15 protein-coding genes are annotated in these 12,568 nt (G+C 71.2%); 9 read left to right on the top strand and 6 right to left on the bottom strand.

All coding sequences use genetic code 11. The features are described 5' to 3' along the window. Positions 1-7: 7 nt before the first annotated feature. Together ACFYOU_RS08105 and ACFYOU_RS08100 are read right to left on the bottom strand one after the other, a co-directional pair. On the bottom strand, positions 8-598 hold the full coding sequence (locus ACFYOU_RS08105; RefSeq protein WP_391304142.1) for an isochorismatase family protein: 591 nt from the start codon (positions 596-598) through the stop codon (positions 8-10). A gap of 165 nt (positions 599-763) precedes the next feature. Then, complete coding sequence (locus tag ACFYOU_RS08100) at positions 764-2,092, bottom strand: nicotinate phosphoribosyltransferase (RefSeq protein ID WP_391304141.1); 1,329 nt, start codon at positions 2,090-2,092, stop codon at positions 764-766. A 109-nt stretch (positions 2,093-2,201) separates the two neighbouring features. Between ACFYOU_RS08100 and clpS the strand changes: the two genes are divergently transcribed. Both clpS and ACFYOU_RS08090 read left to right on the top strand, forming a co-directional pair. Further along, the gene (clpS, locus tag ACFYOU_RS08095) at positions 2,202-2,519 is read left to right on the top strand and encodes an ATP-dependent Clp protease adapter ClpS (RefSeq protein ID WP_387010142.1); all 318 of its coding nucleotides are present in this window, start codon (positions 2,202-2,204) and stop codon (positions 2,517-2,519) included. A gap of 11 nt (positions 2,520-2,530) precedes the next feature. Next, positions 2,531-3,136 (top strand): DUF2017 domain-containing protein, encoded by a 606-nt coding sequence (locus tag ACFYOU_RS08090; RefSeq protein ID WP_389762367.1) that lies wholly within the window; start codon positions 2,531-2,533, stop codon positions 3,134-3,136. Between the two features lie 92 nt (positions 3,137-3,228). On the opposite strand, the gene ACFYOU_RS08085 is transcribed toward ACFYOU_RS08090, so the two are convergent. Next, entirely contained in the window at positions 3,229-3,597 is a 369-nt protein-coding gene (locus tag ACFYOU_RS08085) for a GntR family transcriptional regulator (RefSeq protein WP_391304140.1), read from the bottom strand. Between the two features lies 1 nt (position 3,598). Continuing rightward, positions 3,599-4,603, bottom strand: coding sequence for a DUF1648 domain-containing protein (locus tag ACFYOU_RS08080; RefSeq protein ID WP_391304139.1), 1,005 nt, complete (start codon positions 4,601-4,603; stop codon positions 3,599-3,601). A 310-nt stretch (positions 4,604-4,913) separates the two neighbouring features. On the opposite strand from ACFYOU_RS08080, the gene ACFYOU_RS08075 reads away from it, so the two are divergent. The 6 genes from ACFYOU_RS08075 to ACFYOU_RS08050 all read left to right on the top strand — a co-directional run bounded on the left by ACFYOU_RS08075 (position 4,914) and on the right by ACFYOU_RS08050 (position 9,956). Beyond that, entirely contained in the window at positions 4,914-6,401 is a 1,488-nt protein-coding gene (locus tag ACFYOU_RS08075) for an amino acid permease (RefSeq protein WP_391304138.1), read from the top strand. A gap of 83 nt (positions 6,402-6,484) precedes the next feature. Further along, entirely contained in the window at positions 6,485-6,907 is a 423-nt protein-coding gene (locus ACFYOU_RS08070) for a Mov34/MPN/PAD-1 family protein (protein WP_389762375.1), read from the top strand. A 100-nt stretch (positions 6,908-7,007) separates the two neighbouring features. After that, positions 7,008-7,112 carry a putative leader peptide gene (locus tag ACFYOU_RS08065; RefSeq protein ID WP_385486962.1) on the top strand — a complete coding sequence of 35 codons (105 nt, stop codon included), beginning with the start codon at positions 7,008-7,010 and terminating at the stop codon, positions 7,110-7,112. 173 nt (positions 7,113-7,285) lie between these two features. Next, a complete protein-coding gene (locus ACFYOU_RS08060) occupies positions 7,286-7,564 on the top strand; it encodes a MoaD/ThiS family protein (protein ID WP_385486964.1) in 279 nt (92 codons plus the stop codon). A 5-nt stretch (positions 7,565-7,569) separates the two neighbouring features. Next, entirely contained in the window at positions 7,570-8,520 is a 951-nt protein-coding gene (locus ACFYOU_RS08055) for a cysteine synthase (protein ID WP_391304137.1), read from the top strand. A gap of 683 nt (positions 8,521-9,203) precedes the next feature. Then, positions 9,204-9,956, top strand: a complete 753-nt coding sequence (locus ACFYOU_RS08050; RefSeq protein WP_391304136.1) for an MBL fold metallo-hydrolase — start codon at positions 9,204-9,206, stop codon at positions 9,954-9,956. A 53-nt stretch (positions 9,957-10,009) separates the two neighbouring features. On the opposite strand, the gene ACFYOU_RS08045 is transcribed toward ACFYOU_RS08050, so the two are convergent. Continuing rightward, entirely contained in the window at positions 10,010-11,320 is a 1,311-nt protein-coding gene (locus ACFYOU_RS08045; protein WP_387010154.1) for a PTS transporter subunit EIIC, read from the bottom strand. A 149-nt stretch (positions 11,321-11,469) separates the two neighbouring features. On the opposite strand from ACFYOU_RS08045, the gene ACFYOU_RS08040 reads away from it, so the two are divergent. Then, positions 11,470-11,703: a glucose PTS transporter subunit EIIB gene (locus tag ACFYOU_RS08040; protein WP_389762382.1), complete on the top strand. Its 234-nt coding sequence runs from the start codon at positions 11,470-11,472 to the stop codon at positions 11,701-11,703. Here the strand turns inward: ACFYOU_RS08040 and ACFYOU_RS08035 are convergent. Next, a complete protein-coding gene (locus ACFYOU_RS08035; RefSeq protein WP_391304135.1) occupies positions 11,696-12,565 on the bottom strand; it encodes an MBL fold metallo-hydrolase in 870 nt (289 codons plus the stop codon). The two genes, ACFYOU_RS08040 and ACFYOU_RS08035, sit on opposite strands and share 8 nt — an antisense overlap. Positions 12,566-12,568: the final 3 nt, after the last annotated feature.

Raw genomic sequence — 12,568 nt, 5'->3', positions numbered from 1 at the left:
GGGGACGTCAGGCGGCCACGACCGGCTCGCCGCTCAGCGTGACGCCCGCCTCGCGGAGGTCACCCAGCGCGCGCTGCGTGGTCTCGCCGGCGACGCCCGCCGTGAGGTCCAGCAGCACGTTCGCCCGGAACCCCTCGCGCACCGCGTCCAGGGCGGTGGCGCGTACGCAGTGGTCCGTGGCGATGCCGACCACGTCCACCTCGGTGACCTCCCGGTCCCGCAGCCAGTCCGCCAGGGTGACGCCGTTCTCGTCGGCGCCCTCGAACCCGCTGTACGCGGCGGAGTACGCCCCCTTGTCGAACACGGCCTCCACCGCGCCGGAGGCGACCGCGGGGGCGAAGTTCGGGTGGAAGCCGACGCCCTCGGTCCCGGCGAGGCAGTGCACGGGCCAGGAGTCCACGTAGTCGGGCTGGTCCGAGAAGTGGTCGCCGGGCGCGATGTGGTGGTCACGGGTCGCGACCACGTGCCGGTAGCCGGCGGGCGCCTGTCCGATCAGCTCGGTGATGGCGGCGGCCACGTCGGCGCCTCCGGAGACGGCGAGGCTGCCGCCCTCGCAGAAGTCGTTCTGCACGTCTACGACGATCAGGGCGCGGCGCATGTCGAGGGTCCTTGTCGGGTCGGGGTGAGGGAGGGTGGTGCGGTCGGACGGACCGAGCGTAGGCACTTCGGCGCCGGACCGGGAGAGGGCACGACCTCCCTCGTCACACTGTTCTTGTGTAGTCGCACGTACCCCAAGGGTGGGGGCCGAATCCCGTCGTGGCGCTCATATGTACTCCGTCGGAATGACGGCCTCGCCGCGGGACAGCTGGGTCGCCGACAGCGGCAGTGCCGCACGGGCCGCCGAGTGCCGGTCGCGGACCACGTCCAGGGACTCGCGGGCGAGCACCGAACCGCCCTTGATCAGCTCGACGAGCAGCTGCCGGTCGACCAGGTCGGCGGGTACCGGACCGGTGCCGATCACCTCGGCCTCGGCGACCCCCTGGGCGTCGAGCCGTCGCGCGGCCCACTTGCGGCCGCCGATGGAGGTCTTCCCGCCGGTGGAGCGCTTGGCGACCGGCACCAGCGGGGCCTTCGGGTCACCGGAGGCGGCGCGGGCGACCAGCTTGTAGACCATGGAACAGGTCGGGTGCCCGGAGCCGGTGACCAGCTGCGTGCCCACCCCGTACGCGTCGACGGGGGCCGCCGCGAGCGAGGCGATGGCGTACTCGTCCAGGTCGGAGGTGACCACGATCTTCGTCCGGGTGGCCCCCAGCTCGTCGAGCTGCTGGCGGACCCGGTGGGCGACGAGCAGCAGGTCGCCCGAGTCGATCCGGACCGCGCCCAGCTCCGGTCCGGCGACGTCCACGGCGGCCTTCACGGCATCGGCCACGTCGTAGGTGTCGACCAGCAGGGTGGTGCCCGCGCCCAGCGAGTCGACCTGGGCGCGGAAGGCGTCCCGCTCGGTGTCGTGCAGCAGAGTGAAGGCGTGCGCGGAGGTGCCGACGGTCGGGATGCCGTACCGGAAGCCCGCGGCGAGGTCCGAGGTGGTGGCGAAGCCGCCGACGTACGCGGCCCGGGACGAGGCGACCGCCGCCAGTTCGTGGGTGCGCCGGGCGCCCATCTCGATCAGCGGCCGGTCCCCGGCGGCGGAGGCCATCCGGGAGGCCGCGGCGGCGATCGCCGAGTCGTGGTTCAGTATCGACAGGATGACCGTCTCCAGGAGCACGCACTCCGCGAACGAGCCCTCCACCCGCAGCAGCGGCGAGCCGGGGAAGTACACCTCGCCCTCGGGGTAGCCCCAGACGTCACCGGAGAAGCGGTACTCCGCGAGCCAGGCGAGGGTCCGCTCGTCGACGACCCCGCGTTCGCGCAGGAAACCGATGACCGGCTCGTCGAAGCGGAAGTTCTCCACGGCGTCCAGCACCCGTCCGGTGCCCGCCACGACTCCGTAGCGGCGTCCCTCGGGGAGCCGTCGGGTGAAGACCTCGAAGACGGAGCGCCGATCGGCGGTGCCGGCGGCCAGTGCCGCCTGGAGCATGGTCAGCTCGTAGTGGTCCGTGAAGAGCGCGGTCGACGGCACGTCCACCGGCAACCCGAGGTCCGCAGTGTTCATGACGATGATGCTACCCCCAATCTCGTCACTCTGACGATTTCAAAGCGGAAGCTCGTGGAGGCACCCGTGGGGCGGGCCGTTTGTGCGTATGGGCGCACCAAGTGGCAGCATGGGCGGTGTGACGGCTCCCGCTCCCCTAGAGATCGAGAAGACCGAGTCGGCGGAAGAGGTGTTCGCCGTACCGGAGCCGGACGTCCCGTGGATCACGCTGGTCCACAACGACCCGGTCAACCTGATGAGCTACGTGACCTATGTCTTCCAGGCGTACTTCGGGTACTCGAAGGACAAGGCCACGAAACTGATGCTGGACGTCCACCACAAGGGCCGTGCCGTCGTCTCCAGCGGAAGCCGCGAGGAGATGGAGCGCGATGTGCAGGCCATGCACGGTTACGGCCTGTGGGCCACGCTCCAGCAGGACCGGAAGTAGCGACTGACTCCATGCCAGGACACTTCGAACCGACCCCGGGTGGCGGCGCGGCCGTCACGCTCGACGAGGTCGAGATCTCCATCATCCGTTCGCTCGCGGTCCAACTCCTGGAACTCGTCGGGCCCGGCCCCGGCGGGGACGCCCCGGCCGACCCGCTCGCCGAACTGTTCGCCGACGGCCCGACCGAGCCGCCCGCCGACCCGGTCCTGCGCCGCCTCTTCCCCGATGCGTACGGGGGTCCCGGCGAGGCCCCGACGAAACCGGAGGAGGCCGCGGAACTCACCGAGCGCTCCTCGGAGTTCCGTCGGTTCACCGAGAACGACCTGCGGGCCCGCAAGCGGGAGGACGCCCTCGCGGTGATCCGCGCCCTCGACGGGCTCACGACCGACTCCAACGGCGGGGCCGTGCTGCGGTTGGCCGCGGACGACAGCCGCCGCTGGCTCGGCTCGCTCAACGACCTGCGGCTCGCGATCGCGGCGCGGCTGGAGATCTCCGACGAGGACGATGCCGATCTGCTCTACCGGCTGTCCGACGAGGACCCCCGCAAGCCGATGGTGATGGCCTACCTCTGGCTCGGAGGGCTCCAGGAAACCCTGGTCACCACCCTGATGCCGTAGCGATCCGACGTCCGACGATCCGGCGGCTCCGGTGCGGTCCGGTCCGGTCCGGTGTGGTCCCGTCCGGTCCGGTGCGGTCCGCCGCCCCGGGCCTACGCGGACGGCCCTGCCCCCAGGGCCCGGCGGACGAGGTCGAGGAACTCCTCGTCGGACAGGCCCGTCGCCCGCGCCTCGGCCACCACCTCGTGCACCCGCTCGGTCAGCCGGCTGCGCCCCGGGTCCGCCCCGCGGGTGACGACGGCGCCGCGCCCGCGCCGCAGCTCCACCAGCCCCTCGTCGCGCAGCTTCTGGTAGCCGCGCAGCACGGTGTGCAGGTTGATGCCGAGCGAGCGGGCGAGTTCCCGGGCGGCGGGCAGCCGTTCGTCGGGCGTGACCGTCCCCTCCGCGACCGCGCGGCGGACCGACGCGGCGACCTGGTCGCTCAGGGTCAGCGGGGACTGGGGGTCGATTCGGAACAGCATCTCAGGCTTCGTTCGGCTCGGTGCGGCGGGCCCGGTCGGCCAGGGCGTTGAGCGCCGCGGCGGCGGTGGTCGCGTCGTCCACGGTGACCACCAAGGTACGCCCCGACGCCCGGTCCACGGCCAGTGCGCCGCCCGACCGCAGGACGATCCCGCTGCGGTCGGCCCGGGTGCGGTACCCCCAGCCGCCGAAGTCCCGCAGGGCGCTCACGTGCTGGGTCCCGGCGGTGGTGATCTGCGCCAGCGGCACGTGGACGCGGGGCGTGGGCAGCAGGCCGGGGGCGACGGTCAGGCCCCGGGCGTCGACGGTGACCCGAACCCGGGCCGTCGTCGCCACCAGCAGGCCCACCACCCCCGCGGGCAGCAGCGCCCACCAGCCCACGACGCTCCCCGACGCCAGGGCGCCCACCGCGACGACCGCCCCGATCGTCCACAGGCCGGGGGAGTTGACCGAACGGGTCCACACGACGTGCTCCCGGGGGGCGAGGGCCAGCCGGTCCGCGGTGGCCGGCGGCGGGCGCTCGGCGGTGCGGTGCGCGGCCGGGTGCGTCCCGGCGAGGAGCCATCCCGCGGTACCGGCGAGCACCGCGGCCAGGGCGGCGAGTGCCGCGTGCCAGCCGGGGAGGTGCACCGCGTGCGGGTCGCTCACCCCGGTGTTGGCCCGGGTGAGCGCCACCGTCAGATAGCCGACGAAGACCGGTAGGGCGGTGCCGGTGGCGGTGAGCAGGCGGGCCGCCGTCCCGGAGCCCCGGGCGCGGTGCCCGAGCACCGCGAACAGCGCGGCCGTCCCGAGGACGAGCAGCAGGGCGGACGCGGCGAACGCGCCGCGCCCCGTGAAGTCGTCGGCCCGTCCGTCCGGGCCCAGGTGGGTGGCCAGTTCGGTCGGCAGCCGGTCGTACGCGGCGGCGAAGACGGCCAGGAACGCCCCGGTCGCCAGGGTCGCGGACAGTGCCACCGGGGCGGCTCCGCGCCACAGCGGGAGGCGGTCGGTTCGGGTCGGACGTGCCATGACATCCCCCATCCAGATCAGCGAAAATGCGCACTAGTTCTATGTCAACTAGAACAATACGCGAAGGGTGGCCCCCCTCCGCAAGGGGTGGGCGTGCAGTGGTGCGCACGGGGCGCGCGTTCGCTCAGCGGGCGCTCAAATCCGGATAACGAATCCGTCACCACCCCTGCGGCGTTTGCCGGACGAGGAGGGATTCCTCCCTTTCTTCCTGTGGCGTGCCCCACACGCGCCTCAGTCGATCTCCGCCGGTCGCGTGGTAGACCTTCCGCACTTGACGGGGCCCCACTCACCCGGCGAAAGGCACGGCACCATGACCTCGACCCAGGTCGGCAAGGACGGCGGCGACCTCCCCACTCCCCCCACCGGCGCGCACCCCCGGACGGACGCTCACGGGGAGGGGTACCAACGCGCGCTCGGCGCCCGACAGATCCAGATGATCGCCATCGGCGGCGCGATCGGCACCGGGCTGTTCCTCGGCGCGGGCAAGGCCATCTCCAAGGCCGGGCCCAGCCTGATCCTCGCGTACGCCGTCGCGGGGCTCGTCATCTTCTTCATCATGCGGGCCCTCGGCGAACTCCTCATGTACCGACCGGTGTCGGGCTCCTTCGCCGAGTACGCCCGCGAGTTCGTCGGCCCCTTCGCCGGCTTCGTGACCGGCTGGACGTACTGGCTGTTCTGGGTGGTCACCGGCATCACCGAGGTGACCGCGGCGGCGACCTACATGACGTACTGGTGGGACATCCCCCAGTGGCTGTCCGCGCTCGTGTTCACCGTGATCCTCTACGGGGCCAACCTGATCTCCGTGAAGCTCTTCGGGGAGCTGGAGTTCTGGTTCTCGATGATCAAGGTCACCGCGATCATCGGCATGATCCTCATCTGCGCCGGCATCCTGACCATCGGCTTCTCCGACGCCGGCGACACCGCGACCGTCGCCCACCTGTGGAACGAGGGCGGCTTCTTCCCCGAGGGCGTCGGCGGCACCCTGATGACCCTCCAGATCGTGATGTTCGCCTTCCTCGCCGTGGAGCTGGTCGGCGTCACCGCGGGGGAGTCCAAGGACCCGGAGAAGAACCTCCCCAAGGCCATCAACACCGTGCCGTGGCGGATCGCCGTCTTCTACGTCGGCGCGCTGATCATGATCCTCTCGGTGGTGCCGTGGACCACGTTCCAGCCCGGCGTCAGCCCCTTCGTGGCCGCCTTCGAGGAGATGGGCTTCGCCCTCGGCGCCGCCGTGGTCAACTTCGTGGTGCTGACCGCCGCGCTCTCCTCCTGCAACTCCGGCATGTACTCCACCGGCCGCATGCTGCGCGACCTCGCCCTCAACAGCCAGGGCCCCGCGGTCTTCACCCGCCTCACCTCCCGCGGCACCCCGCTGATCGGCACGACGTTCTCCGCGGCGCTCATGCTGGTCGGCGTCTGGATCAACTACCGGTGGCCCGGCGAGGCGTTCACCTACGTGGTGTCGTTCGCGACCATCTCCGGCATGTGGGCCTGGATCATGATCCTGGTCAGCCAGATCCGCTACCGGGCCCGCGCCGACCGCGGTGAACTCCCGAAGTCCTCCTTCCGGGCCCCCGGCGCCCCGTTCACCAGCTGGTTCGCCCTCTCCTTCATCAGCATGGTGATCGTCATGATGGCCGTCGACGAGGACGCCAGGATCTCCCTCTACTGCGCCCCCGTCTGGGCGCTGCTGCTCGGCGTCTCGTACCTCGTGCTGAAGCGGCGCAACCCCGACGCGGCGGCCTTCAACCGGCAGAAACGCTCGTCGGACGCCGTCCCCAGCGACGCCCGCCGCTGACCGGACCCCACCCCGTGTCCAGCATCCGGTCCCTCCCGTACCGCAATCCGGTACGGGAGGGGCCCGCTGCTTATCCTGGGCCCATGCTGACCATCACCCAGGACCTGCGGGACCGCATAGTGGCCCACGCGCGCGAGGACCACCCCGACGAGGCGTGCGGAGTCGTCGCCGGCCCCGCCGGCACGGGGCGGCCCGAGCGGTTCATCCCGATGCTCAACGCCGCCCGCTCGCCCACCTTCTACGAGTTCGACTCGGGCGATCTGCTCAAGCTCTACCGCGAGATGGACGACCGGGACGAGGAACCCGTGATCATCTACCACTCGCACACCGCGACCGAGGCGCGCCCCTCCCGCACGGACATCGCGTACGCGAACGAACCCGGCGCGCACTACGTCCTCGTCTCCACCGCCGACCAGGACGACGCCGGACCCTTCCAGTTCCGCTCGTTCCGCATCGTGGACGGCACGGTCACGGAGGAGGAGGTCCGGGTCGTCGAGGCGTACTGACCGGCGCTCCGACCTCCTCTTGTCCACATCGCGGCCGGATTCCGTCCGCGATGTGGAATGACCCTCTGGGACCCGCGGGGGGAATCGATACGATGACCGCATGGTTCCCTCTGACGTGAGCGAGAAGACGCCGGGCACGCCGCTGCTCGTGGCGCGGCTGCACGTCGACCTGTGCCGGTCCGACAGTGCCATCTGTCCGTGCTGACCTCCGCCGCCGAGCGGCCCTGACGCACCGGCGGGCGCACCCGCGAGGCCGCCGACCGGCGGCTTCGGCCCCGGTCCGCCCGCCACCTCGCGCTCCGTCCGCCCGCCCCACCGCCGAGATCCGCTCGGTACGCCGCAACACCGTTTGCCCGATTCCCGACAGGAGCCCACGCCATGGCCATTGAGGTCCGCATCCCGACCATCCTCCGCACCTACACCAACGGGGAGAAGGCCGTCCAGGGCAGCGGGGACACCCTCGCCGCCCTCTTCGCCGACCTGGAGAGCCGGCACGCCGGCATCCACGACCGGGTGGTCGACAACGGCCAGCTGCGGCGCTTCGTGAACGTGTACCTCAACGACGAGGACGTGCGGTTCCTCGACGGCATCAACACCAAGCTCACCGACGGCGACAGCGTCACCATCCTGCCCGCCGTCGCCGGCGGGATGGCCTGACCGGCATGCGGTACGACTCCCCGCTCGCCGCGGTCGGCAACACGCCGCTCGTCCGCCTACCGCGGCTCTCGCCCGCCGAGAACGTACGGATCTGGGCGAAGCTGGAGGACCGCAACCCGACCGGCTCGATCAAGGACCGCCCCGCGCTCCACATGATCGAGCAGGCCGAGAAGGAGGGGAGGCTCACCGAGGGCTGCACGATCCTCGAACCCACCTCCGGCAACACCGGCATCTCGCTGGCGATGGCCGCCCGGCTCAAGGGCTACCGGATCGTCTGCGTGATGCCCGAGAACACCTCGCAGGAGCGGCGGGAGCTGCTCGTCATGTGGGGCGCGGAGATCATTCCGTCGCCCGCGGCGGGCGGCTCCAACACGGCCGTCCGGGTCGCCAAGGAACTCTCCGCGGCGAACCCGGACTGGGTCATGCTCTACCAGTACGGCAACCCCGGGAACGCGGGTGCGCACTACGCCACGACCGGGCCGGAGATCCTCGCCGACCTGCCGTCCATCACCCACTTCGTGGCGGGCCTCGGCACCACCGGCACCCTCATGGGCGTCGGCCGCTACCTGCGCGAGCACAAGCCGGACGTCAAGATCGTCGCTGCGGAGCCGCGGTACGACGACCTCGTCTACGGGCTGCGCAACCTCGACGAGGGGTTCGTGCCCGAGCTGTACGACGCGTCCGTCCTCACCACCCGGTTCTCCGTCGGCTCCGCGGACGCGGTGACCCGGACCCGGGAACTGCTCCAGCAGGAGGGCATCTTCGCGGGCGTCTCCACGGGGGCCGCGCTGCACGCGGCCATCGGGGTCGGTCGCAAGGCCCTCCAGGCGGGGGAGGACGCGGACGTCGTCTTCGTCGTCGCCGACGGGGGCTGGAAGTACCTTTCCACGGGGGTGTACACGGCGGCCACCACGGAGGAGGCCATCGAGCGGTTGCACGGCCAGCTCTGGGCGTGAGCGGTTCTGCGAACGGCCCGGCAGGGGTTCCCTGCCGGGCCGCACTGTTCCCGTGCGGGTGCGTGGTCGTTCTGCGCAGTTCCCCGCGCCCCTGATCGGGCTGCGCTGCGCTGCGCGTGCGCTGTCCTGCGTGGGTGCGCGGTGGGTTTCGCGCAGTTCCCCGCGCCCCTGATTCGGGTGCGTTCACCTGAGGGTGCGCTGTCCTGTGCGGGTGCGTGGTGGTTTTGCGCAGTTCCCCGCGCCCCTGTCGGGGTGCGGGCCGCTGGGGTGCGCTGTCCTGTGCGGGTGTGTGGGGGGTCTTGCGCAGTTCCCCGCGCCCCTGAGTTTCGTTCCGGTGGGATCGCATCCTGCGGGCCACAGAACATCGCACCCCGATAGGGGGCGCGGGGAACTGCGCAAACCAACAACGCACCCGAGCCGAACAGCGCACCGCCAGGTGATCGCACCCCGATAGGGGCGCGGGGAACTGCGCGAAACCACCGCGCACCCGAGCCGAACAACGCACGCGCAGCGCATCGCACCCGCACGGGACAGAGCCCGAATCGGTGATAGCGCGGGTGAGTTCGCCCACAACGGTCAGTGACGGGGGAGCGCCCACCCCTTTCGCGCTTTACGCTCGACAGACTCCACCCCTTCGGCCCCCGCAGGGCCCGTCTCCCGTCAGCGCGGAGGTTCCAGCTCCCATGAAGCTCACCGTCGTCGGCTGCTCGGGGTCGTTTCCGTCCGTGGACTCGGCCTGTTCGAGCTACCTCGTCGAGGCCGACGGCTTCCGGCTGCTCCTCGACATGGGCAACGGCGCCCTCGGCGAGTTGCAGCGCCACTGCGGTCTCTACGACCTCGACGCCATCTTCCTCAGCCATCTGCACGCCGACCACTGCATCGACATGTGCGGGTACTTCGTCGCCCGCTACTACCGCCACGAAGGCGGACGCTGCGACCCCGTCCCCGTGTACGGCCCCGAGGGCACCGAACACCGGCTCACCACCGCGTACGCGGACACCCCCTCGGCCTCCTCGATGAGCGAGGTGTTCGACTTCCACACGGTCAAGCCCGGCACCTTCGACATCGGCCCCTTCACGGTGCGCACCGAACGCGTCGCGCACCCCGTGGAGGCGTACGGCATCCGCGTCGAACACGGCGGCCGTGCGCTCACGTACTCGGGGGACACCGGGGTCTGCGAGCCGCTGCACGAACTCGCCGCGGGCACCGACCTGTTCCTGTGCGAGGCCGCGTTCACCGCCGGCAAGGAGAACATCCCCGACCTGCACCTGAACGGGCGCGAAGCCGGGGCGGTGGCCCGTCGGGCGGAGGTGGGGCGGCTGCTGCTCACCCACATCCCGCCGTGGACCGACCCCCAGGTCAACCTGCTGGACGCCCGTGAGGTCTTCGAGGGCCCCACGGAACTCGCCGTCCCGGGCGCCACGTACGCGGTCTGAGCAGAGCACCGGGGGTGCCGCGCCCGACGGGCACGGCACCCCCGCCGGCACCCCTACTTCACGTTCTCGCGGTCCTCCGCCTCCGACTCCTCCTCCGGCTCCCGGCCCGGGGTCTGGAGGTTGAACTTGATGATGGCGAACCGGAAGACCGCGTAGTACACCACGGCGAAGGCCAGCCCGATCGGGATGATCAGCCACGGTTTGGTGGCGAGACTCCAGTTGATGACGTAGTCGATCAGGCCGGCCGAGAAGCTGAACCCGTCCTTGACGCCCAGCGCCCAGCTCACCGCCATCGAGACGCCGGTGAGCACCGCGTGGATCGCGTACAGCAGCGGTGCGACGAACAGGAACGAGTACTCGATCGGCTCCGTGATGCCGGTCACGAACGAGGTCAGCGCCACCGACAGCATCAAGCCGCCGACGATCTTGCGGCGCTCGGGCCGTGCGCAGTGGGTGATCGCGAGGGCCGCCGCCGGCAGGGCGAACATCATGATCGGGAAGAAGCCCGTGGTGAACTGCCCGGCCGTCGGGTCGCCGGCGAGGAACCGGTTGATGTCACCGTGCACGACCGTGCCGTCCGGCTTGGTGTAGTCGCCGAACTGGAACCAGACGAACGTGTTGAGGAACTGGTGCAGCCCCACCGTCAGCAGCGCCCGGTTCGCCACGCCGAAGATGCCGGAGCCCCAGGAGCCGAGGTCCACGAGCCATTCCGAGAAGCTGGTGAGCGCGTCACCGATCGGCGGCCACACCCAGACGCACAGCGCGGCGAAGAGCAACCCGATGAACGCCATGATGATCGGGACGAGCCGCCGCCCGTTGAAGAAGCCCAGCCAGTCGACCAGCTTGGTCCGGTGGAACCGCTGCCACACGTACGCCGTGACCAGGCCCATGACGATGCCGCCGAAGACCCCCGGGTTCTGGTACGAGGCCTGCGCCGAGGTGCCGTCCTCGGCGACGCACAGCCCGCTCCAGGTGCCCGCCCCCTCGAAGTCGGCGCCCGGCGCACAGCTCTCCGGGAACGCACGGAGGATCGCGTAGTACACCAGGAAACCGGCGACCGCGGCGAGCGCGGTGGAGCCGTCCGACTTCTTCGCCATGCCGATGGCGACGCCGATGCAGAACAGCAGGGGCAGGCCCAGCGAGGAGTCCAGCAGGGCGCCGCCCGCCGCCGCGAACACCGTCGCGACATCCGTCCAGCCCAGCCCCTCGGTGCCGAAGACGTCCGGCTGGCCGAGCCGGTTGAGGATGCCCGCGGCAGGCAGGACGGCGATGGGCAGCTGAAGGCTGCGCCCCATCTTCTGGAGCCCCTGGAACAGGGTGTTCCACCGTGAGCGGGCGGGTGCTGCCGCGCTGTCCGCGCTCATGGGCGACCTCCTGGGATGACGTACGCCACCCGGTCGGGTGGCGCGTCGTGATCGTCATCCTTCGTCAAGCCGACGGTCACCGCTCGCGAAGTTGGGCCAACAGTGGGTTAACGTGACAAAGCAGTCATCAGTGGCGCCAGGGAGGCAGCATGGCCAGCAAGGCTGAGAAGATCATCGCGGGGCTCGGCGGGCTTGAGAACATCGTGGAGGTCGAGGGCTGCATCACCCGGCTGCGCACGGAGGTCGTCGATCCCTCGAAGGTGGACGACGGTGCGTTGAAGGCCGCGGGGGCGCACGGCGTCGTCAAGATGGGGACCGCCGTCCAGGTCGTCATCGGCACGGACGCGGACCCCATCGCCGGCGAGATCGAAGACCTCATGTAGTCCCCCCGGTGCGCTGCCCGTGCCGGAACCGAGCCAGTTCCCACGGGTCGTGCGCGCTGAAGACGGTGACCTCGGCCGCGTGGTCGCGCCGCAGGGAACGCAGCCGGTCGCGGGTCGCGAGACGAACTGCCGCGTCGGTCTGCGCCCCCTCCTGGACCGGTTCGAGGACGGGATGGGACCGGGGCGGCGTGTGTTCGAGCTCGCCGTGGTGCAGGTACGCGTCCCCCGCGTGCAGCAACCACCGGCCGTCCCCGTCGCGCACGGCGACGCCCGCGTGTCCCGCCGAGTGACCGGGCAGCGGCACCAACAGGAGTTCGCACTCCAGCCCCTGCGGCCGAGCCACGCCGGAGAAGCCGAACCACTCCGTACCGTCCGCCACGGACGCGGGCGTGAGCAGCGGATGGTGCGCCCGGTGCGCCGGCACGAAGCGGTCGAGGCTGTGCCGGTGGTGCGCTGCCGTGGGGTCGGTGACGGCCCGGTACTCCTCGGGGTGGACGTGCACCCGGGCCCGGGGGAAGTCCGGCAGCCCTCCCGTGTGGTCGCGATGCAGATGGGTGAGCACGATGTGCCGTACGTCCCGGGGCGCGTACCCGAGCCGGACGACCTGGCGCAGCGCGCTCTCCTCGGGGTTCAGCTCGGGTCGGGCGTAGGCCACCCAGTCCGCACCCAGCGACCTCTCGGGGTGCGGCAGGTCGGCGGTGCCCAGACCGGTGTCCACCAGGACCAGCCCGTCCGAGTCCGTCTCGATGAGCAGGCAGTGGCAGACGACGGCGCGTTCGTGGTGCACGGCGTCGGCCTCCAGCCCCGCGCCGAGTGGTGGAATCTTGCGGAGGGAACCGCAGTTGAGGTGGTGGATGCGCACGAG

The sequence above is a fragment of the Streptomyces sp. NPDC005955 genome (assembly GCF_042871255.1).
Classification (GTDB): domain Bacteria; phylum Actinomycetota; class Actinomycetes; order Streptomycetales; family Streptomycetaceae; genus Streptomyces.
The sequence above is the reverse complement of the archived record's forward strand: the minus strand, read 5'-3'. Positions and strand labels throughout refer to the sequence as shown.